We start from the raw sequence: 25996 nt of genomic DNA on the forward strand, positions 1-25996 counted from the left end.
TCAATGGCGGACATTACCCTTATCAGTGGCAGCACTCTTGGCGGTGCGGAATACGTGGCGGAACATCTGGCTGAGAAGCTGGAAGATGCAGGCTTTTCCACAGAAACCTTGCACGGGCCGTTACTTGAAGATCTCCCGGCTGACGGGGTCTGGCTGCTGATTACCTCCACGCATGGCGCGGGGGATCTCCCGGATAATCTGCAACCTTTATATGACGAACTGCTGGAACAACAGCCTGACCTGTCAAACGTCCGTTTTGGCGCGGTGGGGATCGGCAGTCGTGAATATGACACATTCTGCGGTGCCATAGAGAAAGTTGAAGCCGCTGTCACCGCGTGTGGAGCAAAACAGCTGGGTGAAACGCTCAAGATCAACATCCTCGATCATGACATTCCGGAAGATCCGGCCGAGATCTGGCTAGCAGATTGGAAAAATTTACTCAAAAACGCTTAAAGATCGCGCGAACAGATGTGGATAACTCTGGTTAAAAGCTCGTATTAACCCGTAGTTATCCAAAGAACAACTCTGGTGATGTTTTTGGCCTGTGTATAAAGTCGCGATCTGATCCCAGCTTATACGTTTCAGGATCACCGATCATTCACAGCAAACGATCCTTCCTAACCTGATGATCTTATTTGTCGGATCGGACTTATCCACAACAGACCGCGATCCTAATAAGAGATCACAATAGAACAGATCTCTAAATAAAAAGATCTTCTTTTTAATAGCCCAGGATCCCAATGCTTTCTCGAAAGACTAAAGTTGAGTAGAATCCACGGCCCGGGCTTCAATCCATTTTCATACCGCTTTACGCGAGGCAAACCACCATGTTTTATCAGGATCCTTTTGACGTCATCATCATTGGCGGGGGTCACGCAGGCACTGAGGCCGCTATGGCCGCAGCGCGAATGGGTCAACAGACCCTGCTTTTGACACACAATATCGACACGCTGGGACAAATGTCCTGTAATCCGGCGATTGGCGGCATTGGGAAAGGACACCTGGTAAAAGAAGTGGATGCACTTGGCGGCCTGATGGCGAAAGCGATCGATCATGCAGGCATCCAGTTTAGGATACTAAACGCGAGTAAAGGGCCTGCCGTTCGGGCGACCCGTGCACAGGCAGACCGCGTGCTTTACCGTCAGGCTGTGCGCACCGCGCTGGAGAACCAGCCAAACCTGATGATCTTCCAGCAGGCTGTTGAAGATCTTATCGTCGAGAACGATCGCGTCGTGGGTGCCGTGACCCAGATGGGTCTCAAGTTCCGCGCAAAAGCGGTTGTGCTGACCGTCGGGACATTCCTGGACGGGAAAATTCATATCGGTCTGGATAACTACAGCGGTGGCCGTGCTGGCGATCCTCCGTCTATCCCACTGTCACGTCGTCTGCGTGAGCTGCCGCTGCGCGTCAGTCGCCTGAAAACAGGTACGCCGCCGCGTATCGACGCGCGTACCATTGATTTCAGCGTGCTGGCGCAACAGCACGGTGATAACCCAATGCCGGTCTTCTCGTTCATGGGCAATGCGGCGCAACATCCGCAGCAGGTACCGTGCTACATCACGCATACCAACGAGAAAACCCATGACGTGATCCGCAATAACCTCGATCGCAGCCCAATGTATGCTGGCGTGATCGAAGGGATCGGCCCGCGCTACTGCCCGTCGATCGAAGACAAGGTGATGCGCTTTGCCGATCGTAACCAGCACCAGATCTTCCTGGAGCCGGAAGGGCTGACCTCGAACGAAATTTACCCAAACGGCATCTCCACCAGCCTGCCGTTCGATGTACAGATGCAAATTGTTCGCTCAATGCAGGGTATGGAGAACGCAAAAATCGTTCGCCCTGGCTACGCTATTGAGTACGATTTCTTCGACCCGCGTGACCTGAAGCCAACCCTGGAAAGCAAGTTCATCCACGGTCTGTTCTTCGCGGGCCAGATTAACGGCACTACCGGCTACGAAGAAGCCGCAGCGCAGGGTCTGCTGGCCGGTCTGAACGCCGCCCGCTTCTCTGCCGAGAAAGAGGGCTGGGCGCCGGGTCGTTCCCAGGCTTATCTGGGCGTGCTGGTTGACGATCTCTGCACGCTGGGTACCAAAGAACCGTACCGTATGTTCACCTCGCGCGCGGAATACCGCCTGATGCTGCGCGAAGACAACGCCGACCTGCGACTGACCGAAATGGGCCGCGAGCTGGGTCTGGTGGATGATGAACGCTGGGCGCGCTTTAACGAGAAGCTGGAACGCATTGAGCAGGAACGCCAGCGCCTGAAAACCACCTGGGTGAATCCGCAGGCGGAAACCGCTGCCGAAGTGAATGCTCACTTAACAGCGCCGCTGTCGCGTGAAGCCAGCGGGGAAGATCTGCTGCGCCGTCCTGAAGTCACCTACGAGAACCTGGTCAAACTGACCGCGTTCGCGCCGGGCCTGGAGGATGCAGAAGCGGCTGAACAGGTCGAAATCCAGGTAAAATACGAAGGTTACATCGCGCGTCAGCAGGATGAGATCGAAAAACAGCAGCGCAACGAAAACACGCTGCTGCCGGAAATGCTGGACTACCGCCAGGTGACGGGCCTTTCCAACGAAGTGATCGCTAAGCTGAACGATCACAAACCTGTGTCGATCGGCCAGGCTTCCCGTATCTCCGGCGTCACACCTGCCGCGATTTCGATTCTGCTGGTGTGGCTGAAAAAGCAAGGCATGCTGCGCCGCAGCGCGTAATTGGCATTGCCTTTGGCGGGTGGCGCTTCGCTGACCCGCCCTACTTATTCGTAGGCCCGGTAAGCGGCAGCGCCACCGGGCGAAAAATCTCTAAACAGGTATTCACCGTGCTCAATAAACTCTCTCGTCTGCTGGATGAAGCAGGTATTTCGCTCACCGATCACCAGAAAAACCAGCTGGTGGCCTATGTCGATATGCTGAACAAATGGAACAAAGCGTACAACCTCACGTCAGTGCGCGATCCCAACGAGATGCTGATACGCCATATTCTCGATAGCATCGTGGTGGCGCCGTATCTGAAGGGCGAGCGCTTTATCGACGTGGGTACGGGACCTGGTTTACCGGGCGTTCCGCTGTCGATTGTTCGGCCTGAGAGCCATTTCACGCTGCTGGATAGCCTTGGAAAACGTATCCGCTTCCTACGCCAGGTTCAGCACGAGCTGAAGCTTGAGAACATCACGCCGGTCCAGAGCAGGGTAGAAGCGTTCCCTGCAGAGCCACCGTTTGATGGGGTGATTAGCCGTGCATTCGCCTCGCTCAACGATATGGTGAGCTGGTGCAAGCATCTGCCTGCGAAGGAAGGGCGTTTTTATGCCCTGAAAGGACTCGTCCCTGAGGACGAAATTGAGCAGCTCCCGGAAGGTTTTGCCGTGGAATCAATTGAAAAATTAAAGGTACCGCACCTTGAAGGTGAGCGTCATCTGGTGATTCTTAAGCCAAACAATTTTTAAAAATTAAATAAAAAATTGGGAATTTGTGCTGTTCTTATTGTGTTAAAAACCAGCACATTTCCGGGGATTATTCTGAGTTAAATTTAACCTTGTTGTTACCATGGTTTTTCTTGTAGTTAACGTTGTGGCTATTGTTCAGCGTTAAGATAATCAACTACGAAAATATCAGGCTGCTAAAAGTGAAAAGTCGCAACAAGAAATCAATGTTAAATTTTTATTAAGAATGTCAATAAAAGGTTTTTGTTGTATACAGGGTTGTTTTGAAAATAGTTGCGATATTTTGTCTTTAATTTCATAAGGATGAAATAATCGGATTTACGTCTTTGATAAATACAACCTTATCGTAAATGTGCATTTTGTGATCTCGTGCACGCTTTATCGCCAACGTTTTCGCGCTGTTTGCAGTTTTGCCAGAAGGTCAATGCGGACGACAAAAGTTGAAAAACAGCGGCGGGGAAAAATATTTAAACATTTATTCACCTTTTCGCTACTTAATGTTTGAAATCACGGGTGCGCACCGTATAATTTGACCGCTTTTTGATGCTTGACTCTGAGCCTTAAAGGACGTTTTATACGACACGCGGCATACCTCGAAGGGAGCAGGAGTAAAAACGTGATGTCTGTGTCGCTCTTGAGTAGAAACGTTGCTCGTAAGCTTCTGTTCATTCAGTTTCTGGCTGTGATAGCAAGTGGACTGCTGTTTAGCCTCAAAGACCCCTTCTGGGGCATCTCCGCCGTGTGCGGGGGTTTGGCGGTGGTTCTGCCAAACGTGTTGTTTATGATTTTTGCCTGGCGTCATCAGGCGCATACACCTGCCAAAGGCCGCGTGGCCTGGTCCTTCGCCCTCGGCGAAGTGTGTAAGGTGTTGCTGACCTTTGCTCTACTGGTGATGGCGCTGGCGGTTTTGGAAGTGGTATTCATGCCGCTGATAGCAACGTGGGTTTTGGTGCTGGTGGTACAAGTTCTGGCTCCAGCTGTAATCAATAACAAAGGGTAAAAGGCATCATGGCTTCAGAAAATATGACGCCGCAGGATTACATAGGTCACCATCTGAATAACCTTCAGCTGGACCTGCGTACATTCTCGCTGGTGGATCCACATAACCCCCCGGCCACCTTCTGGACGATCAACATTGACTCCATGTTCTTCTCGGTGGTTTTGGGTCTTCTGTTCCTGGCCATGTTCCGCGGTGTTGCTAAACGAGCGACCAGCGGTGTACCAGGGAAATTCCAGACGTTCATCGAAATGATCATCGGCTTCGTCCATGGCAGCGTCAAAGACATGTACCATGGCAAGAGCAAGCTGATTGCTCCGCTGGCCCTGACCGTGTTCGTTTGGGTTTTCCTGATGAACCTGATGGACCTGCTGCCAATTGACCTGCTGCCGTTCATCGGCGAGCACATCTTCGGCCTGCCTGCGCTGCGTGTTGTACCGTCTGCGGACGTGAACATCACCCTGTCGATGGCGCTGGGCGTGTTTATCCTGATTCTTTTCTACAGCATCAAAATGAAAGGCGTAAGCGGCTTTGTGAAAGAGCTTACCTTGCAGCCGTTCAACCACTGGGCGTTTATTCCGGTCAACCTGATCCTGGAAGGCGTTAGCCTGCTGTCCAAACCTGTTTCACTGGGTCTGCGACTGTTCGGCAACATGTATGCGGGTGAGCTGATTTTCATTCTGATCGCGGGTCTTCTGCCGTGGTGGTCACAGTGGATTCTTAATGTGCCATGGGCCATTTTCCACATCCTGATCATTACGCTGCAAGCCTTTATCTTCATGGTTCTGACGATCGTCTATCTGTCGATGGCGTCTGAAGAGCACTGATTTTTTACCAACACTACTACGTTTTAATTGAAACAAACTGGAGACTGTCATGGAAAACCTGAATATGGATCTGCTGTACATGGCTGCCGCTGTGATGATGGGTCTGGCGGCTATCGGTGCTGCGATCGGTATCGGCATCCTCGGGGGCAAATTCCTGGAAGGCGCAGCGCGTCAACCTGATCTGATTCCTCTGCTGCGTACTCAGTTCTTTATCGTTATGGGTCTGGTGGATGCAATCCCAATGATCGCTGTAGGTCTGGGGCTGTACGTGATGTTTGCTGTCGCGTAGTAGTAGTTTTAAAACCCCAAGCCACAGAAATTAAAGAGGTATTGTGCTGTGAACATGAACGCAACAATCCTCGGCCAGGCCATCGCGTTTATTCTCTTTGTCTGGTTCTGCATGAAGTATGTATGGCCGCCTTTAATGGCTGCCATCGAAAAACGTCAGAAAGAAATTGCTGACGGTCTGGCTTCCGCAGAACGCGCTAAGAAAGATTTGGACCTTGCACAGGCCAACGCGACAGACCAGCTGAAAAAAGCGAAAGCTGAAGCTCAGGTAATCATTGAACAGGCTAACAAACGCCGTTCACAGATCCTGGACGAAGCCAAAGCTGAAGCAGAACAGGAACGTACTAAGATCGTGACACAAGCTCAGGCTGAAATTGAAGCTGAGCGTAAACGTGCTCGTGAAGAACTGCGTAAGCAGGTTGCGATTCTGGCTGTTGCTGGCGCCGAGAAGATCATCGAACGTTCCGTGGATGAAGCTGCTAACAGCGACATCGTGGACAAACTTGTCGCTGAACTGTAAGGAGGGAGGGGCTGATGTCTGAATTTGTTACGGTAGCTCGCCCCTACGCCAAAGCAGCTTTTGACTTTGCTGTCGAACACCAAAATGTCGATCGCTGGCAGGATATGCTGGCGTTTGCCGCTGAGGTGACGAAAAACGAACAAATGGCTGAGTTGCTTTCCGGTGCATTAGCACCAGAAACCCTCGCCGCGTCGTTTATCGCCGTGTGCGGAGAGCAACTGGATGCCAACGGCCAGAACCTGATTAAGGTGATGGCAGAAAATGGTCGTCTCCGTGTGCTCCCGGATGTTCTTGAGCAGTTTGAGCACTTACGTGCCCTCAGTGAAGCAACCGCAGAAGTCGAAGTGACTTCCGCGACTGAACTGAGTGATGAACAGCTTGCGAAAATCACCGCCGCGATGGAAAAACGTCTGTCACGCAAAGTTAAGCTGAATTGCAAAATCGATAAGTCTGTAATGGCAGGCGTAATCATCCGCTCGGGTGATATGGTCATTGATGGCAGCGTACGCGGCCGTCTTGAACGCCTTGCAGACGTCTTGCAGTCTTAAGGGGACTGGAGCATGCAACTGAATTCCACCGAAATCAGCGAACTGATCAAGCAGCGCATTGCTCAGTTCAGTGTTGTGAGTGAAGCTCACAACGAAGGTACTATTGTTTCTGTAAGTGACGGTGTTATCCGCATCCACGGCCTGGCCGATTGTATGCAGGGTGAGATGATTTCCCTGCCGGGTAACCGTTACGCTATCGCACTGAACCTGGAGCGCGACTCCGTAGGTGCAGTTGTGATGGGTCCATACGCTGACCTCGCCGAAGGCATGAAGGTTAAGTGTACTGGCCGTATTCTGGAAGTGCCGGTTGGCCGTGGCCTGCTGGGTCGCGTTGTTAACACCCTGGGTGCGCCAATCGACGGTAAAGGTCCGGTTGAGCACGATGGCTTCTCCCCAATCGAAGTTATCGCACCGGGCGTTATCGACCGTCAGTCCGTTGATCAGCCAGTGCAGACTGGTTATAAGTCCGTTGATGCCATGATCCCAATCGGTCGTGGTCAGCGTGAACTGATCATCGGTGACCGTCAGACCGGTAAAACCGCAATGGCAATCGATGCCATCATCAACCAGCGTGACTCCGGCATCAAATGTGTGTACGTGGCTATCGGCCAGAAAGCGTCCACCATTTCTAACGTGGTTCGTAAACTGGAAGAGCACGGCGCACTGGCTAACACCATCGTTGTGGTAGCAACCGCGTCTGAATCTGCTGCACTGCAATACCTGGCGCCTTACGCCGGTTGCGCAATGGGCGAATACTTCCGTGACCGCGGTGAAGATGCGCTGATCGTATACGATGACCTGTCTAAACAGGCTGTTGCTTATCGTCAGGTTTCCCTGCTGCTCCGTCGTCCACCTGGACGTGAAGCATTCCCGGGCGACGTATTCTACCTCCACTCTCGTCTGCTGGAGCGTGCTTCCCGCGTTAACGCGGAATACGTCGAGAACTTCACCAAAGGTGAAGTGAAGGGTCAAACGGGTTCTCTGACCGCTCTGCCGATCATTGAAACCCAGGCGGGTGACGTTTCTGCGTTCGTTCCGACCAACGTAATCTCCATTACCGATGGTCAGATCTTCCTGGAAACCAACCTGTTTAACTCCGGTATTCGTCCGGCGGTTAACCCAGGTATCTCCGTATCCCGTGTGGGCGGTGCTGCTCAGACCAAGATCATCAAGAAACTGTCCGGTGGTATCCGTACCGCGCTGGCACAGTATCGTGAACTGGCTGCGTTCTCTCAGTTCGCATCCGATCTGGACGAAGCAACCCGTAAACAGCTGAGCCACGGTCAGAAAGTGACCGAGCTGCTGAAGCAGAAACAGTACGCGCCAATGTCTGTTGCTCAGCAGGGCCTGGTGCTGTTCGCGGCTGAACGCGGTTACCTCGAAGATGTGGAACTGGCGAAAATCGGTAGCTTCGAAGCCGCTCTGCTGGCTTACGTTGACCGTGATCACGCTCCGCTGATGCAAGAGATCAACCAGACCGGTGGCTATAACGACGAAATCGAAGGCAAGCTGAAAGCTATCCTCGATTCCTTCAAAGCAACCCAGTCCTGGTAATCGTCCGGCGGCTTGTCTCACGACAAGCCGCCTGGCATTGAGGAGAAGCTCATGGCCGGCGCAAAAGAGATACGTAGTAAGATCGCAAGCGTCCAGAACACGCAAAAGATCACTAAAGCGATGGAGATGGTCGCCGCTTCCAAAATGCGTAAATCGCAGGATCGCATGGCGGCCAGCCGTCCTTATGCAGATACCATGCGCAAAGTGATTGGTCACCTTGCGAACGGGAATCTGGAATATAAGCACCCTTACCTGGAAGAACGCGACGTTAAGCGCGTGGGCTACCTGGTGGTGTCGACCGACCGTGGTCTGTGTGGCGGCTTGAACATTAACCTGTTCAAAAAACTGCTGACGGAAATGAAAGCATGGTCTGAGAAAGGCGTTCAGTGCGATATCGCAATGATCGGCTCTAAGGGCGTTTCTTTCTTTAACTCCGTGGGTGGCAATATTGTCGCTCAGGTGACCGGTATGGGTGATAACCCGTCCCTGTCCGAACTGATCGGTCCGGTTAAAGTGATGTTGCAGGCCTACGATGAAGGCCGTCTGGACAGACTGTATGTTGTCAGCAACAAATTTATTAACACCATGTCTCAGGTTCCAACGCTCACTCAAATGCTGCCTTTACCGGCATCAGAAGATGACGAGCTGAAGCAAAAAGCCTGGGATTACCTGTATGAACCTGATCCGAAACCGCTGCTGGATACCCTGCTGCGTCGTTACGTTGAATCACAGGTTTATCAGGGTGTTGTAGAAAACCTGGCCAGCGAGCAGGCCGCACGTATGGTGGCGATGAAAGCCGCGACCGACAATGGCGGCAGCCTGATTAAAGAGCTGCAGTTGGTATACAACAAAGCTCGTCAGGCCAGCATTACTCAGGAACTCACCGAGATCGTCGGTGGTGCATCCGCGGTATAACCAGGTTAATTCGTAGAGGATTCAAGATGGCTACTGGAAAAATTGTCCAGGTAATCGGCGCCGTGGTTGACGTCGAGTTCCCTCAGGATGCCGTACCGCGCGTGTACGATGCTCTTGAGGTACAGAATGGTAACGAGAGCCTGGTGCTGGAAGTTCAGCAGCAGCTCGGTGGTGGTATCGTGCGTACCATCGCAATGGGTTCTTCCGACGGTCTGCGTCGTGGTCTGGAAGTCAAAGACCTTGAGCACCCGATCGAAGTCCCGGTAGGTAAAGCAACACTGGGTCGTATCATGAACGTATTGGGTCAACCAATCGACATGAAAGGCGACATCGGTGAAGAAGAGCGTTGGGCTATCCACCGCGCAGCACCTTCCTACGAAGAGCTGTCAAGCTCTCAGGAACTGCTGGAAACCGGTATCAAAGTTATCGACCTGATGTGTCCGTTTGCGAAGGGCGGTAAAGTTGGTCTGTTCGGTGGTGCGGGTGTAGGTAAAACCGTAAACATGATGGAGCTGATCCGTAACATCGCGATCGAGCACTCCGGTTACTCCGTGTTTGCGGGCGTTGGTGAGCGTACTCGTGAGGGTAACGACTTCTACCACGAAATGACCGACTCCAACGTTCTGGACAAAGTATCCCTCGTTTACGGCCAGATGAACGAGCCACCAGGAAACCGTCTGCGCGTTGCGCTGACCGGCCTGACGATGGCTGAGAAGTTCCGTGACGAAGGCCGTGACGTTCTGCTGTTCGTTGATAACATCTATCGTTACACCCTGGCCGGTACTGAAGTATCTGCACTGCTGGGTCGTATGCCTTCAGCGGTAGGTTATCAGCCAACGCTGGCTGAAGAGATGGGTGTTCTTCAGGAACGTATCACCTCTACCAAAACCGGTTCTATCACCTCCGTTCAGGCGGTATACGTACCTGCGGATGACTTGACTGACCCATCTCCAGCAACCACCTTTGCGCACCTGGATGCAACCGTGGTACTGAGCCGTCAGATCGCGTCTCTGGGTATCTACCCAGCCGTTGACCCGCTGGACTCCACCAGCCGTCAGCTGGATCCACTGGTTGTTGGTCAGGAACACTACGACACCGCGCGTGGCGTACAGTCCCTGCTGCAGCGTTACCAGGAACTGAAAGACATCATCGCCATCCTGGGTATGGATGAACTGTCAGAAGAAGACAAACTGGTGGTAGCACGTGCGCGTAAGATCCAGCGCTTCCTGTCCCAGCCGTTCTTCGTTGCGGAAGTATTCACCGGTTCTCCGGGTAAATACGTTTCCCTGAAAGACACCATCCGTGGCTTTAAAGGCATCATGGAAGGCGAATACGATCACCTGCCAGAGCAGGCGTTCTACATGGTTGGTTCCATCGAAGAAGCCGTGGAAAAAGCCAAAAAACTTTAACGCCTTAATCGGAGGGTGATATGGCAATGACTTACCACCTGGACGTCGTCAGCGCAGAGCAACAAATGTTCTCTGGTCTGGTCGAAAAAATCCAGGTAACGGGTAGTGAAGGTGAACTGGGTATTTTCCCGGGTCACGCACCGCTGCTCACCGCCATTAAGCCTGGTATGATCCGCATCGTTAAACAGTTCGGTCATGAAGAGTTTATCTATCTGTCCGGCGGCATTCTTGAAGTGCAGCCAGGCAGTGTGACCGTTCTGGCCGATACCGCTATTCGTGGCCAGGATCTCGACGAAGCGCGAGCCCTGGAATCGAAGCGTAAGGCTGAAGAGCACATTAGCAGCTCTCATGGTGACGTGGATTACGCTCAGGCGTCTGCGGAGCTGGCCAAAGCGATCGCGAAACTGCGCGTTATCGAGTTGACCAAAAAAGCGATGTAACACCGGCTTGAAAAGCTCAAAAGCCAGTCTGGATACCAGGCTGGCTTTTTTTTTGCCTTAATTCATGATGAAAAAGATGTAGAATTTTAAGCATCAAACGTTTTTACTTCTCACTCAAACTACCGTCAGGATGCGTATGTCAAACAGTGCGATGAGCGTGGTGATCCTTGCCGCTGGCAAAGGTACCCGCATGTATTCCGATCTGCCTAAAGTGCTTCACACGCTGGCAGGAAAGCCAATGGTGCAGCATGTTATTGATGCAGCAAATGAATTGGGCGCTCGTCAGGTAAACCTGGTCTATGGCCACGGTGGCGATTTGCTGAAAAAGACGCTGTGTGACGACAAACTCAACTGGGTGCTTCAGGCTGAACAGTTGGGTACAGGTCATGCGATGCAGCAGGCGGCTCCGTTCTTTGCCGATGACGAAGACATCCTGATGCTGTACGGCGACGTCCCGCTGATCTCCGTTGAAACCCTGACCCGCCTGCGTGAAGCTAAACCGCAGGGCGGTATCGGCCTTCTCACCGTCGTACTGGACGACCCGAGCGGCTATGGCCGCATCACCCGTGAAAATGGCAAGGTGACCGGCATCGTTGAACACAAAGATGCCAGCGAAGAACAGCGCCAGATCCCGGAAATTAACACCGGTATCCTGATTGCCAACGGCGCGGATCTGAAGCGCTGGCTGTCTCAGCTCAACAACAACAATGCGCAGGGTGAATACTACATCACCGACATCATTGCGATGGCGTATCACGAAGGGCGTGAAATTGCCGCCGTTCATCCGGCGCGCATCAGCGAAACGGACGGCGTGAACAACCGTCTGCAGCTTTCCCGTCTTGAGCGTATTTATCAGTCCGAGCAGGCTGAAAAGCTGCTTCTTGCGGGCGTGATGCTTCGCGATCCGGCACGTTTCGATCTGCGCGGCACCTTGTCGCACGGGCGTGACGTTGAGATTGATACTAACGTTATTGTTGAAGGCAACGTCACGCTGGGCAACCGCGTCAAAATCGGCACCGGCTGCGTGATTAAAAACAGCGTTATCGGTGACGACTGCGAAATCAGCCCGTACAGCGTGGTGGAAGATGCCCGTCTGGATGTGGCTTGTACCATCGGCCCGTTTGCACGCCTGCGTCCGGGAGCAGAACTGCTGGAAGGCGCTCACGTGGGTAACTTCGTGGAAATAAAAAAAGCGCGTCTGGGTAAAGGCTCGAAAGCCGGTCATCTGACCTATCTGGGCGATGCGGAAATTGGCGACAACGTGAACATCGGCGCAGGCACCATTACCTGCAACTATGACGGTGCCAACAAGTTTAAAACCATCATCGGTGATGACGTGTTTGTGGGCTCTGATACCCAGCTGGTGGCGCCTGTTACCGTGGGTAACGGCGTGACCATTGCCGCCGGAACGACCGTTACGCGCGATGTGGCCGCGAACGAGCTGGTGTTAAGCCGCGTTCCGCAGGTCAGCAAGCAGGGCTGGAAACGCCCGGTGAAGAAAAAGTAACAACAAGGCGGATGGCGCTACGCTTACCCGCCCTACGATTGAGTATGCCTGATAAGGCGTAGCCGTCATCAGGCAAACCCGGGAGAGGAGATAAATATATATCTCCCCCCACAAGCAGTACCCATAAAAATAACCCCACTCTCTACAAGGCTCGGGGTGCCCGGAAAGGGCAAATACAGGTCAGCGACAACGCATGGCATAACGCCATAATCAGGAAATCTAACTATGTGTGGAATTGTTGGCGCAGTTGCGCAGCGTGATATTGCTGAAATCCTTCTCGAAGGTTTACGTCGTCTGGAATACCGTGGTTACGACTCAGCCGGTCTGGCTGTCGTCGATGCAGAAGGTCATATGACCCGTCTGCGTCGTCTCGGTAAAGTGCAGATGCTGGCCCAGGCCGCGGAAGAACATCCGCTGCACGGTGGTACCGGTATTGCGCACACCCGCTGGGCGACGCACGGCGAACCGTCTGAAGGTAACGCGCACCCGCATGTGTCTGAACACATCGTGGTCGTGCACAACGGCATTATCGAAAACCACGAACCGCTGCGCGAAGAACTGAAAGCGCGCGGCTACACCTTCGTCTCTGAAACTGATACCGAAGTGATTGCTCACCTGGTGCACTGGGAGCTGGAGCAGGGCGGCACGCTGCGCGAAGCGGTACTGCGCACCATTCCTCAGCTGCGCGGCGCCTACGGTACGGTGATCATGGATTCCCGCGACCCGTCCACGCTGCTGGCCGCGCGTTCCGGTAGCCCGATGGTTATCGGTCTGGGCATGGGCGAAAACTTCATCGCTTCTGACCAGCTGGCGCTCCTGCCGGTTACCCGTCGCTTTATCTTCCTCGAAGAGGGTGATATCGCAGAAGTGACCCGTCGCAGCGTGACCGTATTCGATACCAAAGGCGAGCAGGTGAAGCGTCAGGAGATCGAATCAAACCTGCAGTACGACGCGGGCGACAAAGGCGCTTACCGTCACTACATGCAGAAAGAGATCTACGAGCAGCCAAACGCCATCAAAAACACCCTGACCGGGCGCATCAGCCACGGTGAAGTGGATCTGAGCGAGCTGGGCGCAAACGCGAACGAACTGCTCGGCAAAGTTGAGCATATTCAGATCGTGGCCTGCGGCACCTCCTACAACTCCGGTATGGTCTCTCGCTACTGGTTTGAATCCCTGGCGGGCGTACCGTGCGACGTGGAAATCGCGTCTGAGTTCCGCTACCGCAAATCCGCGGTGCGCCGTAACAGCCTGATGATCACCCTTTCCCAGTCCGGCGAAACGGCGGATACGCTGGCAGCGCTGCGTCTGTCTAAAGAGCTCGGTTACCTGGGTTCGCTGGCCATCTGTAACGTCCCAGGCTCATCGCTGGTGCGTGAGTCCGATCTGGCGCTGATGACCAAAGCGGGTACCGAAATCGGCGTGGCCTCCACCAAAGCCTTTACCACTCAGCTCACCGTTCTGCTGATGCTGGTGGCGAAGCTGGCGCGTCTGAAAGGCGAAGATGCCTCCGTTGAGCACGACATCGTTCACGGCCTGCAGGCGCTGCCGAGCCGTATTGAGCAGATGCTGTCTCAGGACAAACGCATTGAAGCGCTGGCGGAAGATTTCTCTGACAAACATCACGCCCTGTTCCTGGGGCGTGGCGATCAGTATCCGATTGCGCTGGAAGGCGCGCTGAAGCTGAAAGAGATCTCGTACATCCACGCTGAAGCCTACGCGGCGGGCGAGCTGAAACACGGCCCGCTGGCGCTGATTGATGCAGATATGCCGGTTATCGTTGTGGCACCTAACAACGAACTGCTGGAAAAACTGAAATCCAACATCGAAGAAGTGCGCGCCCGCGGCGGCGTACTGTACGTCTTCGCTGATAAAGATGCCGGTTTCGCCAGCAGCGACAATATGCACATCATCGAGATGCCGCATGTAGAAGAGGTGATCGCACCGATCTTCTACACCGTTCCGCTGCAGCTTCTGGCTTATCACGTGGCGCTGATCAAAGGCACCGACGTTGACCAGCCGCGTAACCTGGCGAAATCCGTCACCGTAGAATAATCCCTTCAGACTCCACCTTCGGGTGGAGTTTTTTTATGACAATCTGTCATTTTCAGCTATTTTTTCAGTGTCACATAAAGAAAATATTACTGAAAATAGCATGTCACATTCCTCTTTAAGTCCCTGATAAACATATAAAGTTTTACGTAATTTTAAGTGAAATTTTCGTTGTCATAAAACTGTCATAATTCGTACATTTATCTGTCACCTGTTTGTCCTATTTTGCTCATCGTAGCCACTTAAACAATGATTTACGAAATCCTTGCAGGAGACATTATGAAAGTTATGCGTACCACTGTCGCAACTGTTGTCGCCGCGACCTTATCTATGAGCGCTTTCTCTGCATTCGCAGCAGCAAGCCTGACTGGTGCTGGTGCAACCTTCCCTGCGCCGGTGTATGCCAAATGGGCAGATACCTACCAGAAAGAAACCGGTAACAAGGTTAACTATCAGGGTATCGGCTCCTCCGGTGGCGTAAAACAAATTACCGCTAATACCGTTGATTTCGGCGCGTCAGATGCCCCACTGTCTGATGAAAAACTGAATCAGGAAGGCCTGTTCCAGTTCCCGACCGTGATCGGCGGCGTTGTGCTGGCCGTTAACATCCCTGGCCTGAAATCAGGCGAGCTGGTGCTGGACGGCAAAACCCTGGGTGACATCTACCTGGGCAAAATCAAAAAATGGGATGACGAAGCCATCACCAAGCTGAACCCGGGCATTAAGCTGCCTTCGCAGAATATCGCTGTGGTTCGTCGCGCTGACGGTTCCGGCACGTCCTTCGTGTTCACCAGCTATCTGGCGAAAGTGAACGAAGAGTGGAAATCTAAAGTCGGCTCCGGCTCTACCGTTAACTGGCCAACCGGTCTGGGCGGTAAAGGTAACGACGGTATCGCCGCGTTCGTACAGCGTCTGCCAGGCTCCATCGGTTACGTAGAATACGCTTACGCTAAGCAGAACAACCTGGCTTACACCAAACTGGTTTCAGCTGACGGTAAACCGGTTAGCCCGACCGAAGAGAACTTTGCTAACGCCGCAAAAGGCGCTGACTGGAGCAAATCCTTCGCGCAGGACCTGACTAACCAGAAAGGCGACAGCGCGTGGCCAATCACCTCTACGACGTTCATTCTGATTCACAAAGATCAGAAGAAACCAGAGCAGGGCACCGAAGTGCTGAAGTTCTTTGACTGGGCATACAAAAATGGTGGCAAACAGGCTAACGATCTGGATTACGCCAGCCTGCCAGACAGCGTGGTTGAGCAGATTCGTGCTGCATGGAAAACCAACGTGAAAGACAGCAGCGGTAAAGCGCTGTACTAACAGGATATATTTAACGAAGATGGCGGGTGGCGCTGCGCTTACCCGCCCTACGGTTTAATCTGTAGGCCCGGTAAGCGTCAGCGTCACCGGGCATATTCGTAAAAACGTCTCAACAGAAGAGTGATTTATGGCTGCAACCAAGCCTGCATTTAACCCTCCGGGTAAAAAAGGTGACATGATTTTCAGCGCGCTGGTCAAACTGGCTGCGCTGATTGTGCTATTGCTGCTGGGCGGCATTATCGTGTCTCTGATTTTCTCCTCCTGGCCGAGCATCCAGAAATTTGGGTTCTCCTTCCTGTGGACCAAAGATTGGGACGCGCCGAACGATGTCTACGGTGCCCTGGTGCCGATTTACGGGACGCTGGTGACCTCGTTCATTGCCCTGCTGATTGCGGTTCCGGTGAGCTTTGGTATTGCCCTGTTCCTGACGGAGCTGGCACCCGGCTGGCTGCGACGCCCGCTCGGTATTGCTATCGAACTGCTGGCGGCCATTCCAAGTATCGTTTACGGCATGTGGGGTCTGTTCATCTTTGCTCCGCTGTTCGCCACGTACTTCCAGGAGCCGGTCGGTAACGTGCTTTCCGCCATTCCGTTTGTGGGGGCCCTGTTCTCTGGCCCGGCTTTCGGTATCGGCATTCTGGCGGCGGGTGTGATCCTCGCCATCATGATTATTCCTTACATTGCGGCGGTCATGCGCGATGTCTTCGAACAAACGCCGGTGATGATGAAAGAGTCGGCCTACGGCATCGGCTGCACCACCTGGGAAGTTATCTGGCGTATTGTCCTTCCGTTCACCAAAAATGGGGTGATCGGGGGCGTGATGCTGGGCTTAGGTCGTGCGCTGGGTGAAACCATGGCGGTCACCTTTATCATCGGTAATACCTACCAGCTCGACAGCGCGTCGCTCTATATGCCGGGTAACAGTATTACCTCTGCGCTGGCAAACGAATTTGCGGAAGCGGAATCCGGGCTGCACGTTGCGGCGCTGATGGAGCTGGGTCTGATTCTGTTTGTTATCACCTTCATTGTTCTGGCGATTTCCAAGCTGATGATTATGCGTCTCGCTAAAAATGAGGGAGCACGCTAATGGCCACTCTCGAAATGCAAGCTACCGCTGAACTGGCGGAATCCCGCCGCAAAATGCAGGCCAGACGCCGCATAAAAAACCGCATTGCGTTAACGCTCTCGATGGCGACGATGGCATTCGGCCTGTTCTGGCTGGTGTGGATCCTCTTCTCGACGGTCGTTCGTGGAATTGACGGTATGTCGCTGGCGCTGTTCACCGAGATGACGCCTCCGCCAAACACGGCGGGTGGTGGTCTGGCGAACGCCCTGGCGGGCAGCGGCCTGCTGATTCTCTGGGCGACGGTCTTCGGCACGCCGCTGGGCATCATGGCAGGCATCTACCTGGCCGAATACGGTCGTAAATCCTGGCTGGCGGAAGTGATTCGCTTCATCAACGACATTCTGCTGTCCGCGCCGTCTATCGTGGTGGGTCTGTTCGTCTACACCGTCGTGGTGGCGCAGATGGAACACTTCTCCGGCTGGGCGGGTGTGATCGCGCTGGCGCTGCTGCAGGTGCCTATCGTTATTCGTACCACCGAGAACATGCTGAAACTGGTGCCGGACAGCCTGCGTGAAGCGGCTTACGCGCTGGGTACGCCGAAATGGAAGATGATCTCCGCGATTACGCTGAAAGCCTCTATCTCCGGGATCATGACCGGTATCCTGCTGGCGATTGCGCGTATTGCAGGTGAAACGGCACCGCTGCTGTTTACATCCCTCTCCAACCAGTTCTGGAGCACGGACATGATGCAGCCGATCGCCAACCTGCCGGTGACGATCTTTAAATTTGCGATGAGCCCATTCGCGGAGTGGCAGCAGCTGGCCTGGGCCGGGGTGCTGATTATTACCCTTTGCGTACTGTTGCTGAACATTCTGGCGCGCGTCATTTTCGCGAAGAAGAAACACGGTTAAATTTTTACGGCGCGGCACATCGCGGCGCCGAATGAGGAAATGAGTCAATGAGTATGGTTGATACTGCCCCGGGTAAGATTCAGGTTCGTGATTTGAACTTCTACTACGGCAAATTCCATGCCCTGAAGAACATCAACCTGGATATCGCGAAGAACCAGGTCACGGCATTTATCGGTCCGTCCGGCTGTGGAAAATCCACGCTGCTGCGTACCTTTAACAAAATGTATTCGCTCTATCCGGAGCAGCGCGCCGAAGGTGAAATCATCCTGGACGGCGAAAACATTCTGACCCAGGCCCAGGATATCGCTCTGCTGCGTGCCAAGGTGGGCATGGTGTTCCAGAAACCAACGCCGTTCCCGATGTCCATTTATGACAACATCGCTTTTGGCGTGCGCCTGTTTGAAAAGCTCTCCCGTGCCGATATGGATGAGCGCGTGCAGTGGGCATTGACCAAGGCCGCATTATGGAACGAAACCAAAGATAAGTTGCACCAGAGCGGTTACTCTCTCTCCGGTGGTCAGCAGCAGCGTCTGTGCATTGCGCGCGGTATCGCCATTCGCCCGGAAGTGTTGCTGCTGGATGAGCCGTGTTCAGCGCTGGACCCGATCTCAACCGGCCGTATTGAAGAGCTGATCACTGAGCTGAAGCAAGATTACACCGTGGTTATCGTGACCCATAACATGCAGCAGGCTGCGCGTTGTTCCGATCATACGGCGTTTATGTATCTGGGCGAGTTGATTGAGTTCAGCGATACGGACGCGCTGTTCACCAGGCCCGCGAAGAAACAAACCGAAGATTATATTACTGGCCGCTACGGTTGATTTGCCTTAGTGCATGTGGAGAAACCATGGACAACCTCAATCTTAATAAACACATTTCCGGCCAGTTCAACGCAGAGCTGGAAAGCATTCGCACCCAGGTGATGACCATGGGCGGCATGGTCGAGCAGCAACTTTCTGATGCGATCACGGCGATGCACAACCAGGACAGCGAGCTGGCGAAGCGCGTTATTGAAGGCGACAAAAACGTCAACATGATGGAAGTCGCTATCGACGAAGCCTGCGTGCGCATTATCGCGAAACGCCAGCCGACGGCGAGCGACCTGCGTCTGGTAATGGCGATCATCAAAACCATCGCCGAGCTGGAGCGTATTGGTGACGTTGCGGATAAAATCTGCCGCACCGCGCTGGAGAAGTTCTCTCAGCAGCACCAGCCGCTGCTGGTGAGCCTGGAGTCGCTGGGCCGCCACACCGTGCAGATGCTGCACGACGTGCTGGATGCCTTTGCGCGTATGGATCTGGACGAAGCGGTGCGTATCTACCGTGAAGACAAGAAAGTCGACCAGGAGTATGAAGGCATCGTGCGTCAGCTGATGACCTACATGATGGAAGATTCACGAACCATCCCAAGCGTACTGACTGCCCTGTTCTGCGCGCGTTCCATCGAGCGTATCGGTGACCGCTGCCAGAACATTTGCGAATACATTTTCTACTTCGTGAAAGGTCAGGACTTCCGTCACGTGGGCGGCGACGAGCTGGACAAGCTGCTGGCGGGTAAAGATCCGAAAGAGTGATGTTTGTGGCGGGTGGCGCTGGCGCTTACCCGCCCTACGTTAGCTTAACGCGTAATATTCCACCCGCGTGCTTTCCACAATTCAGGCAACTGCGCCAGATCGGTAAAGGTTGTCACGTTTGGATGATCGATCGGCTTGTTGTGCGGATCGGCGCAGAAGTAAAACACCTCCATCCCCGCATCAATCCCCGACTGCGCGCCCGCAGACGAGTCATCCACCAGAATGCAGTTCTCAACGTTAACGTTCATCGCTTTTGCCGCATGGAACATCAACGCCGGGTCTGGCTTCCAGCGCTGGATATCGTAGCCGCTGAACAGTTTTTCCGGGAAATGGTGCAACATCTCAAGCTTGCCCAGCGAGTGCTGCATTTTGCTGACCGGACCGTTAGAGACCACGCAGATTGGCACCGTCATCGCATCCAGCAGCGCGTTAGCCCCGGCGATAACCTCCAGCTCGGAGTCGAACAGGCGTGCGACCTCGGCGCGGTACACCGGTTCCAGATCGGCTTTCGCCAGATCCACACCGTGCTCCTGGTTAATAATGTCGATGATCTCGTACAGCTTCACGCCCTTAAAGCGTTTGAACACCTCTTCGAGATCGAGCGTTATGCCAAATTCCTGGAACATGGCCACATATGCGCGGGAACAAATGACCTCACTGTCGACCAGCGTTCCGTCGCAGTCGAAAAATACCGCTTCAATTCCGGACATGCCTTTCCCTTTTAACAAGTTTAACGTTTACGTACGGCAGTTTAACGAGACGCAATCGTTGCCGTATAAGCAAAATCAATGAAAAAAGTATCTCATAACCGCCACTATTGTCGCATTTTGGTATAGGATAGCGACGAATTTTCCCTCCTTGTTCGGAAATTGATGATGAGTCAACAACACACAACCCAGACATCTGGTCAGGGTCTGCTTGAGCGCGTGTTCAAACTGCGCGAGCACGGCACTACGGCACGCACCGAAGTGATCGCCGGTTTCACCACCTTCCTGACGATGGTGTATATCGTTTTTGTTAACCCGCAAATTCTGGGCGTTGCTGGCATGGATACCAGCGCCGTCTTCGTGACCACCTGTCTGATTGCCGCCCTTGGCAGCATCCTGATGGGCGTGTTCGCTAACCTGCCAGTTGCGCTGGCACCGGCAATGGGGCTGAATGCGTTCTTCGCGTTTGTGGTCGTTCAGGCGATGGGCCTGCCGTGGCAGGTTGGCATGGGCGCTATCTTCTGGGGTGCCGTTGGCCTGCTGCTGCTGACCATTTTCCGCGTGCGCTACTGGATGATTGCCAATATCCCGGTGAGCCTGCGCGTGGGTATCACCAGCGGTATCGGCCTGTTCATCGGTATGATGGGTCTGAAAAACGCCGGTGTGATCGTGGCGAACCCGGAAACGCTGGTGAGCATCGGCAACCTGACCTCTCACAGCGTGCTGCTGGGCGTGCTGGGCTTCTTTATCATCGCGATCCTCGCCTCCCGCAATATTCATGCGGCGGTGCTGGTGTCCATCGTGGTCACCACGCTGCTGGGCTGGATGCTGGGCGATGTCCAGTATCACGGAATCGTCTCCGCGCCACCGAGCGTCTCTACCGTTATTGGTCACGTTGACCTGGCGGGCTCCCTGAACCTCGGTCTGGCGGGCGTGATTTTCTCCTTCATGCTGGTGAACCTGTTTGACTCCTCCGGTACGCTGATCGGCGTGACCGACAAAGCGGGTCTGGCGGATGAGAAAGGTAAATTCCCGCGCATGAAGCAGGCGCTGTTTGTGGATAGCGTCTCTTCCGTGGCGGGTTCTTTCATCGGGACCTCGTCTGTGACCGCTTACATTGAGTCCTCTTCCGGCGTGTCCGTGGGCGGCCGTACGGGTTTGACGGCGGTAGTCGTGGGTATTCTGTTCCTGCTGGTGATCTTCCTTTCCCCGCTGGCGGGGATGGTTCCACCGTATGCGGCCGCAGGCGCGCTGATCTACGTTGGCGTGCTGATGACGTCCAGCCTGGCGCGCGTGAAGTGGGAAGATTTAACCGAAGCAGTACCGGCGTTTATCACCGCCGTGATGATGCCGTTCAGCTTCTCGATCACTGAAGGTATTGCGCTGGGCTTTATCTCTTACTGCGTAATGAAGGTCGGTACGGGTCGCTTCCGCGAACTGAGCCCGTGCGTGATCGTTGTGGCGCTGCTGTTTGTGCTGAAGATTGTGTTTATCGACGCGCACTAAGGTGCGGTTTGTGGTGTCAGGTGGCGCTTCGCTTACCTGACCTACTGACGAGTGTAGGCCCGGTAAGCGCTAGCGCCACCGGGCTTTTTTATCAGGCTTTAACCCGCTTAATATAATCCCCAAACGCGGTCAGCTGACCAGAAAGATGGTCACGCGTGCTCTGATCCACCACTTCACCCGTCTGCGGGTCGACCTTGTTCTGAATCACACCGCCCATAAACTCCGGCTTGTTCATCACCATCGCATCCAGGAACACCAGGATCTGGCGCAGGTGATACTGGCAGCGCGCGCCGCCAATCGCGCCCATTGAGCTGGTCTGGATCAGCACCGGTTTGCCTGATAGCGGCTGTTCAGGCAAACGGGACAGCCAGTCAATGGCATTCTTCAGGCCGCCCGGCACCGAGTAGTTATACTCCGGCGTGACGATGACCACCCCGTCAGCCTGGCGAATTTGCTCCGCCAGCGCCTCAACGCTCTGCGGGAACCCCTCTTCCTGCTGGACGTCAGCGTCATACAGCGGAATATCGCCAATGGACGGCAGGCCGCTAATTTCCATCCCCGCAGGTGCCAGCTGTGGCAGGGTGCGGGCGACCATCCCGTTAAATGAACCTTTGCGCAGGCTTCCCAGTAACGTAACAACTTTCAACGTATCAGACATGATTACTCCTGTTTCATCATGATGACCCTGAATGGATCAGCTAAGAGTGATTGCTTTTTCTGCCGGTAAACTGGTTAAACGCATCAGACGCGCGGCGGGCTCGTTGGCGCGCTCGGGCACATCAGGAAGGCTACGCCATCCCTGTTGACTGTCAAATTCCCAGATTTTCATGCGTTCGATGGCGGGGGTAACCGCAATGGACCAAATGAGCACATCCTCTGCGTCACTGAGCGCCTCTACCAGCGTGGCTTGAGTGGCACGCAGACGTCCGGATCCTGGCAGCAGCTGCAGCAGGCTGGCGTCGTCTGAGGCGCATCCACAGAGCTTGCGAATGCTCTGACGCAGGGTGATGAGTTGGGCTCGGGCTTCAACAGGATCGTTTTGATTGCGTACCCACAGCTTTTCATTGCTGGAGAGCGGGTAGTCGTTATGCGCGTTGGCACCATGGAAGCTGCGCGTCGCGCGCTGAAGTTCCATATCCAGTCCACAGTCACCCTCGGTAGTGAGCGCGACACCAATAATGTTGCCAGTATAGGCGATGGAAAACCGGGGGAGTTCCGGGTCAGCAAAGACCGGACGGCCTTCTGGCTGGATAATAATGTCCGGCAGCTCACTGGTACCGTAGAGCATGAACATAAGCTCAGCGAGAAGTGCTCTGGAGGCTAAAAACCGCGTCCTGCGGTGCTCCGGGAGCGTGAGTGCTTCGCTGTGACAGGCTGAAGAAATTCTGGCCGATACGAGATGTCCGTCTGTAAGTATCCCTCTTGCAAAGTGCGTTGCCATTTTTCGCTCCTTGATAATGGTCGTAATCGGTTAAACGGTTACATGATTATCGCTTAACTTGACTCCTGTTTTAATCAGTAAATGGGAGTAAGAGAAGCCTTAGGACCGAACTTTACATTTTCTTAGGCAAAAATTGGATCGCTGGCACCGTACAGCGCCTTGATGGTCTCCCGCAGCCAGAGGATTTTCGGATTATGGCTGTTCCGTTTATGCCAGATCAGCGTGAAGGGCACGGTAAGCTTTTCAGCCTGCGCTTCGTCAATGGGAATAGGCAGCGCGATCAGCTTCCGCTGGTGGAGTTGATTGTAGTGATGGCAGTAGTGCGGAGCCGTGGCGATATAGTTATGCCCGGGCTGCGCCGCCATAAACATCGACTGCTCAAACCCCGGCAGGCTCATGGCGATATTACGCTCGCGGCCCATCTCTCTTAGCACCTCGTCGAGCGCCCAGGTGTCGCTGCGTTCCCAGAAAATGCTGATATGCGGATAGCGCAGAAAGGTCTCCAGGTTCCACTCCTCCTGTAGCGCCGGATGATCCTCACGCAGATACACGCACGGACGGTCACTAAACAGGATCTCGTAGTCGATAAACCACGGCATTAGCTTCAGCAATTCACGCGAGCGCGGGTGCGTCTCGCGCCCGGTGAATCCCAGATCCACCTCTCCACGCGTAATGGCGTCCAGCGAGTCGTAATCCCAGTGACGCATCTTCACCGTTGCCTGCGGATAGCGCTGGTTCACCTGCTCCAGCAGGGCGTTAAAGCGGATCAGCATCAACGGCGTTTCGGCAGCCAGTTCGAACGTCAGCCCGCCCGGCGAATCATGGTGAAATTTATCGAGGATCTGATTACCAATCTGCATCCAGTCGGCCAGATCCTGCTCCAGGCTTACCGTCAGCGGCGTGGGCAGCAGCCCTAACGGCGTTTTCACAAACAGCGGGTCTTCGAACCAGTCGCGCAGCTTGGCCAGTGATTTACTCACCGCCGACGGCGTCACGTTCATCCGCTTCGCCGCTTTGGTGACGCTGCGCTCCTGCAGCAAAAGCTGCAGGCAAAGCAAGAGATTAAGATCGAGACTGCTGATGGGCTTCTTCATAATGCGCCGCGGGCTGGATGACCATAAGTAAGGTAATGCAGACCATGCTACAGCCAATCAGAATCCCGATCAGCATATTCAGCGCGTTAAGACCAAGAACGGCTGCCAGCCAGATCCACAGCGATGAACCGCAGACCTGCGCTATGCCCAATACCGAACTTGCTACGCCCGCGCGCAGCGAGAATGGCCCAAGCGCCTGGCTCATCGCCACGCCAAAGCCGACGGAAAAACCGGCGCAGATGAGCGTGATGCCCACCAGCATCACCGCGTGCGAACTCGCGGTTGCCAGAATCACGCCTGCGGTGAGGAACAGTGCCTGTGAGGCCAGCATCAGTGTGCGCTGGCGAAAGATATTCAGCGCAAACGGGGTCGAAAATGAGACCGCCATACTCACCATCGCGGTCAGTGCCATCACCGTTGAATACTGACCGCGATCGAAGCCCATGGTTTCCATCAGCAGGACAGGGGAAACGTTTACATAGGTCAGGATCACCGCCACGCTTAATGTAGTCACGGCCAGTCGGCTGAGGAAAAAGCGGTTAAGCAGCTTTTCAGCTGGCTGAAGGGTCGCGGTGTGGCCCGTATTCTGCGAGCCGGGATGGGTCTCTTTCAGTACGGTGATAGACAAAATAAAGACCAGTGCGCCCATCGCCGCCATAGTCCAGAACAGGCTCTGCCACGGGAATTTCAGCATAATCAGGTAGCCCACAACGGGTGCCAGCACCGGGATGATGCAGGTGATGCCGTTCAGCATCGACAGCACTTTGGCGCGGCGCTGGGCGCTTAAGGTGTCGCGCAAAATCGCAAAGGCCACGACGTAACAGCCACCCGCACCAATGCCCTGAATGAAGCGGCCTGAAAGGAACAAGGCGCTGTTCTGCGCCTGTGAGCAGAGAATGGACGCCAGGGCAAAGATGATGGCACCCGTTATCGCGACAGGCTGACGGCCTGCCTTATCCGCGATCTTCCCGGCAAACACCATCGACGACGCCATCCCCGCGAGGTAGGCCGAAAACGCGATGTGAAGCTGTGCCTCGCTGGCACCCAGATCGCGGGCGATGTGGGGGAGTCCCACCAGATACATATCTATGCCGGACGGATAAAGCAGAACCAACGCGAAACTACAAAACAGAAAACGAGCCATAAACCCCCCATGGATGCAGGCATGCAGAATAGGGGGATTAAGGGGATTAGGCGAGTTGCCATTTGGACAATGGTGATTGCCTATGAGGAAATCACCATCAATGAGCGGGCATTACTTACCGATACAGAAGCTCGAGAAAATTCTTCCCAGCAGATCGTCCGACGTAAACTCCCCGGTGATCTCGCTCAGATTCTGCTGCGCCAGACGCAGCTCTTCCGCCAGCAGCTCGCCCGCCCACGCGCCGATCAGCTGCGCTTTACCCTGAACAAGGTGGTTCGCCGCCTCTTCCAGCGCCTGCAGGTGACGGCGACGCGCCAGGAAGCCGCCTTCCATACTGGTGTCAAAGCCCATGCTCTGCTTGAGATGGTTACGCAGGTCGTCAACGCCCTCACCGGTTCGCGCCGACAGGCGAATCAGTGAGTGACCGTTCACATCGCTGATGCCCAGCGTTTCGCCGGTGACGTCCGCTTTGTTACGCACCACGGTGATTGGCAGTTTCGCCGGCAGACGGGCAATAAAGTCTGGCCAGATCTCAGCCGGGTCCACGGCGTCGGTCGTGGTGCCGTCCACCATAAACAGCACGCGGTCGGCCTGCTCAATCTCCTGCCAGGCGCGTTCGATACCGATGCGTTCAACTTCGTCGCTGGCATCTCGCAGGCCCGCGGTGTCGATAATATGCAGCGGCATCCCGTCGATGTGGATATGCTCGCGCAGCACGTCGCGGGTGGTTCC

The 25996-nt window shown here is 54.4% G+C and carries 26 protein-coding genes; 20 read left to right on the forward strand and 6 right to left on the reverse strand.

Going from position 1 to position 25996, the window contains the following annotated elements:
• Positions 1-3: 3 nt before the first annotated feature.
• The 19 genes from mioC to phoU all read left to right on the forward strand — a co-directional run bounded on the left by mioC (position 4) and on the right by phoU (position 19372).
• Positions 4-453, forward strand: a complete 450-nt coding sequence (gene mioC, locus K5E19_RS21920) for an FMN-binding protein MioC (protein WP_221553070.1) — start codon at positions 4-6, stop codon at positions 451-453.
• Positions 454-827: 374 nt separating this feature from the next.
• Positions 828-2717, forward strand: a complete 1890-nt coding sequence (gene mnmG, locus K5E19_RS21925) for a tRNA uridine-5-carboxymethylaminomethyl(34) synthesis enzyme MnmG (protein WP_014072433.1) — start codon at positions 828-830, stop codon at positions 2715-2717.
• 107 nt (positions 2718-2824) lie between these two features.
• Positions 2825-3448 carry a 16S rRNA (guanine(527)-N(7))-methyltransferase RsmG gene (rsmG, locus tag K5E19_RS21930; protein WP_221553096.1) on the forward strand — a complete coding sequence of 208 codons (624 nt, stop codon included), beginning with the start codon at positions 2825-2827 and terminating at the stop codon, positions 3446-3448.
• Positions 3449-4064: 616 nt separating this feature from the next.
• Positions 4065-4445: a F0F1 ATP synthase subunit I gene (gene atpI / locus K5E19_RS21935; protein ID WP_221553071.1), complete on the forward strand. Its 381-nt coding sequence runs from the start codon at positions 4065-4067 to the stop codon at positions 4443-4445.
• Positions 4446-4453: 8 nt separating this feature from the next.
• Entirely contained in the window at positions 4454-5269 is an 816-nt protein-coding gene (atpB, locus tag K5E19_RS21940; RefSeq protein WP_023309789.1) for a F0F1 ATP synthase subunit A, read from the forward strand.
• Between the two features lie 49 nt (positions 5270-5318).
• The gene (gene atpE / locus K5E19_RS21945; RefSeq protein WP_000429386.1) at positions 5319-5558 is read left to right on the forward strand and encodes a F0F1 ATP synthase subunit C; all 240 of its coding nucleotides are present in this window, start codon (positions 5319-5321) and stop codon (positions 5556-5558) included.
• Between the two features lie 48 nt (positions 5559-5606).
• Positions 5607-6077, forward strand: a complete 471-nt coding sequence (atpF, locus tag K5E19_RS21950; protein WP_003862370.1) for a F0F1 ATP synthase subunit B — start codon at positions 5607-5609, stop codon at positions 6075-6077.
• Between the two features lie 14 nt (positions 6078-6091).
• Positions 6092-6625, forward strand: a complete 534-nt coding sequence (atpH, locus tag K5E19_RS21955; RefSeq protein WP_014172281.1) for a F0F1 ATP synthase subunit delta — start codon at positions 6092-6094, stop codon at positions 6623-6625.
• Positions 6626-6637: 12 nt separating this feature from the next.
• Complete coding sequence (gene atpA / locus K5E19_RS21960) at positions 6638-8179, forward strand: F0F1 ATP synthase subunit alpha (RefSeq protein ID WP_221553072.1); 1542 nt, start codon at positions 6638-6640, stop codon at positions 8177-8179.
• 51 nt (positions 8180-8230) lie between these two features.
• The gene (gene atpG / locus K5E19_RS21965) at positions 8231-9094 is read left to right on the forward strand and encodes a F0F1 ATP synthase subunit gamma (protein WP_221553074.1); all 864 of its coding nucleotides are present in this window, start codon (positions 8231-8233) and stop codon (positions 9092-9094) included.
• Positions 9095-9120: 26 nt separating this feature from the next.
• Entirely contained in the window at positions 9121-10503 is a 1383-nt protein-coding gene (gene atpD, locus K5E19_RS21970; protein WP_003862362.1) for a F0F1 ATP synthase subunit beta, read from the forward strand.
• A 20-nt stretch (positions 10504-10523) separates the two neighbouring features.
• Positions 10524-10943 carry a F0F1 ATP synthase subunit epsilon gene (locus tag K5E19_RS21975; protein ID WP_006177560.1) on the forward strand — a complete coding sequence of 140 codons (420 nt, stop codon included), beginning with the start codon at positions 10524-10526 and terminating at the stop codon, positions 10941-10943.
• A 136-nt stretch (positions 10944-11079) separates the two neighbouring features.
• On the forward strand, positions 11080-12450 hold the full coding sequence (gene glmU, locus K5E19_RS21980; protein ID WP_221553076.1) for a bifunctional UDP-N-acetylglucosamine diphosphorylase/glucosamine-1-phosphate N-acetyltransferase GlmU: 1371 nt from the start codon (positions 11080-11082) through the stop codon (positions 12448-12450).
• Between the two features lie 225 nt (positions 12451-12675).
• Complete coding sequence (glmS, locus tag K5E19_RS21985; protein ID WP_010426581.1) at positions 12676-14505, forward strand: glutamine--fructose-6-phosphate transaminase (isomerizing); 1830 nt, start codon at positions 12676-12678, stop codon at positions 14503-14505.
• A gap of 276 nt (positions 14506-14781) precedes the next feature.
• Complete coding sequence (pstS, locus tag K5E19_RS21990; protein WP_221553078.1) at positions 14782-15822, forward strand: phosphate ABC transporter substrate-binding protein PstS; 1041 nt, start codon at positions 14782-14784, stop codon at positions 15820-15822.
• Between the two features lie 127 nt (positions 15823-15949).
• A complete protein-coding gene (gene pstC, locus K5E19_RS21995) occupies positions 15950-16909 on the forward strand; it encodes a phosphate ABC transporter permease PstC (RefSeq protein WP_221553080.1) in 960 nt (319 codons plus the stop codon).
• Positions 16909-17799 carry a phosphate ABC transporter permease PstA gene (gene pstA, locus K5E19_RS22000; protein WP_221553082.1) on the forward strand — a complete coding sequence of 297 codons (891 nt, stop codon included), beginning with the start codon at positions 16909-16911 and terminating at the stop codon, positions 17797-17799. Before pstC ends, pstA begins: the two co-directional genes overlap by 1 nt.
• A gap of 47 nt (positions 17800-17846) precedes the next feature.
• Positions 17847-18620, forward strand: a complete 774-nt coding sequence (gene pstB, locus K5E19_RS22005) for a phosphate ABC transporter ATP-binding protein PstB (RefSeq protein ID WP_010426574.1) — start codon at positions 17847-17849, stop codon at positions 18618-18620.
• A gap of 26 nt (positions 18621-18646) precedes the next feature.
• Positions 18647-19372, forward strand: coding sequence for a phosphate signaling complex protein PhoU (phoU, locus tag K5E19_RS22010; RefSeq protein WP_008500182.1), 726 nt, complete (start codon positions 18647-18649; stop codon positions 19370-19372).
• Positions 19373-19416: 44 nt separating this feature from the next.
• Here phoU and yieH read toward each other — a convergent pair whose 3' ends face one another.
• Complete coding sequence (gene yieH / locus K5E19_RS22015) at positions 19417-20082, reverse strand: 6-phosphogluconate phosphatase (protein ID WP_221553084.1); 666 nt, start codon at positions 20080-20082, stop codon at positions 19417-19419.
• Between the two features lie 165 nt (positions 20083-20247).
• Here yieH and adeP point away from each other — a divergent pair, with 165 nt between their 5' ends.
• A complete protein-coding gene (gene adeP, locus K5E19_RS22020) occupies positions 20248-21585 on the forward strand; it encodes an adenine permease AdeP (RefSeq protein ID WP_155019713.1) in 1338 nt (445 codons plus the stop codon).
• Positions 21586-21676: 91 nt separating this feature from the next.
• Here the strand turns inward: adeP and K5E19_RS22025 are convergent, their stop codons facing one another.
• From K5E19_RS22025 to K5E19_RS22045, 5 genes are all read right to left on the reverse strand, one after another.
• The gene (locus K5E19_RS22025) at positions 21677-22243 is read right to left on the reverse strand and encodes an NADPH-dependent FMN reductase (protein ID WP_221553086.1); all 567 of its coding nucleotides are present in this window, start codon (positions 22241-22243) and stop codon (positions 21677-21679) included.
• Positions 22244-22279: 36 nt separating this feature from the next.
• Complete coding sequence (locus K5E19_RS22030) at positions 22280-23026, reverse strand: 4'-phosphopantetheinyl transferase superfamily protein (protein ID WP_221553088.1); 747 nt, start codon at positions 23024-23026, stop codon at positions 22280-22282.
• A 122-nt stretch (positions 23027-23148) separates the two neighbouring features.
• Positions 23149-24120: an HTH-type transcriptional regulator YidZ gene (gene yidZ, locus K5E19_RS22035; protein ID WP_221553090.1), complete on the reverse strand. Its 972-nt coding sequence runs from the start codon at positions 24118-24120 to the stop codon at positions 23149-23151.
• The gene (locus tag K5E19_RS22040; RefSeq protein WP_221553092.1) at positions 24089-25264 is read right to left on the reverse strand and encodes an MFS transporter; all 1176 of its coding nucleotides are present in this window, start codon (positions 25262-25264) and stop codon (positions 24089-24091) included. The genes yidZ and K5E19_RS22040 overlap by 32 nt, the downstream gene beginning before the upstream one ends.
• A 111-nt stretch (positions 25265-25375) precedes the next feature.
• Positions 25376-25996, reverse strand: a 621-nt coding sequence (locus K5E19_RS22045; RefSeq protein ID WP_221553093.1) for a GTPase, incomplete at its 5' end; no start/stop codon positions are given.

It is taken from the genome of Enterobacter sp. RIT637, from assembly GCF_019718755.1.
Classification (GTDB): domain Bacteria; phylum Pseudomonadota; class Gammaproteobacteria; order Enterobacterales; family Enterobacteriaceae; genus Enterobacter.

What these genes read in the sequence shown, in the direction of transcription:
- mioC (WP_221553070.1), top strand. Translation starts at nt 4, where the DNA reads ATGGCGGACATTACCCTTATCAGTGGCAGCACTCTTGGCGGTGCGGAA.
- mnmG (WP_014072433.1), top strand. Translation starts at nt 828, where the DNA reads ATGTTTTATCAGGATCCTTTTGACGTCATCATCATTGGCGGGGGTCAC.
- atpI (WP_221553071.1), top strand. Translation starts at nt 4,065, where the DNA reads ATGTCTGTGTCGCTCTTGAGTAGAAACGTTGCTCGTAAGCTTCTGTTC.
- atpB (WP_023309789.1), top strand. Translation starts at nt 4,454, where the DNA reads ATGGCTTCAGAAAATATGACGCCGCAGGATTACATAGGTCACCATCTG.
- atpE (WP_000429386.1), top strand. Translation starts at nt 5,319, where the DNA reads ATGGAAAACCTGAATATGGATCTGCTGTACATGGCTGCCGCTGTGATG.
- atpH (WP_014172281.1), top strand. Translation starts at nt 6,092, where the DNA reads ATGTCTGAATTTGTTACGGTAGCTCGCCCCTACGCCAAAGCAGCTTTT.
- atpA (WP_221553072.1), top strand. Translation starts at nt 6,638, where the DNA reads ATGCAACTGAATTCCACCGAAATCAGCGAACTGATCAAGCAGCGCATT.
- atpG (WP_221553074.1), top strand. Translation starts at nt 8,231, where the DNA reads ATGGCCGGCGCAAAAGAGATACGTAGTAAGATCGCAAGCGTCCAGAAC.
- atpD (WP_003862362.1), top strand. Translation starts at nt 9,121, where the DNA reads ATGGCTACTGGAAAAATTGTCCAGGTAATCGGCGCCGTGGTTGACGTC.
- K5E19_RS21975 (WP_006177560.1), top strand. Translation starts at nt 10,524, where the DNA reads ATGGCAATGACTTACCACCTGGACGTCGTCAGCGCAGAGCAACAAATG.
- glmU (WP_221553076.1), top strand. Translation starts at nt 11,080, where the DNA reads ATGTCAAACAGTGCGATGAGCGTGGTGATCCTTGCCGCTGGCAAAGGT.
- glmS (WP_010426581.1), top strand. Translation starts at nt 12,676, where the DNA reads ATGTGTGGAATTGTTGGCGCAGTTGCGCAGCGTGATATTGCTGAAATC.
- pstS (WP_221553078.1), top strand. Translation starts at nt 14,782, where the DNA reads ATGAAAGTTATGCGTACCACTGTCGCAACTGTTGTCGCCGCGACCTTA.
- pstC (WP_221553080.1), top strand. Translation starts at nt 15,950, where the DNA reads ATGGCTGCAACCAAGCCTGCATTTAACCCTCCGGGTAAAAAAGGTGAC.
- pstA (WP_221553082.1), top strand. Translation starts at nt 16,909, where the DNA reads ATGGCCACTCTCGAAATGCAAGCTACCGCTGAACTGGCGGAATCCCGC.
- pstB (WP_010426574.1), top strand. Translation starts at nt 17,847, where the DNA reads ATGAGTATGGTTGATACTGCCCCGGGTAAGATTCAGGTTCGTGATTTG.
- phoU (WP_008500182.1), top strand. Translation starts at nt 18,647, where the DNA reads ATGGACAACCTCAATCTTAATAAACACATTTCCGGCCAGTTCAACGCA.
- yieH (WP_221553084.1), bottom strand. Translation starts at nt 20,082, where the DNA reads ATGTCCGGAATTGAAGCGGTATTTTTCGACTGCGACGGAACGCTGGTC.
- adeP (WP_155019713.1), top strand. Translation starts at nt 20,248, where the DNA reads ATGAGTCAACAACACACAACCCAGACATCTGGTCAGGGTCTGCTTGAG.
- K5E19_RS22025 (WP_221553086.1), bottom strand. Translation starts at nt 22,243, where the DNA reads ATGTCTGATACGTTGAAAGTTGTTACGTTACTGGGAAGCCTGCGCAAA.
- K5E19_RS22030 (WP_221553088.1), bottom strand. Translation starts at nt 23,026, where the DNA reads ATGGCAACGCACTTTGCAAGAGGGATACTTACAGACGGACATCTCGTA.
- yidZ (WP_221553090.1), bottom strand. Translation starts at nt 24,120, where the DNA reads ATGAAGAAGCCCATCAGCAGTCTCGATCTTAATCTCTTGCTTTGCCTG.
- K5E19_RS22040 (WP_221553092.1), bottom strand. Translation starts at nt 25,264, where the DNA reads ATGGCTCGTTTTCTGTTTTGTAGTTTCGCGTTGGTTCTGCTTTATCCG.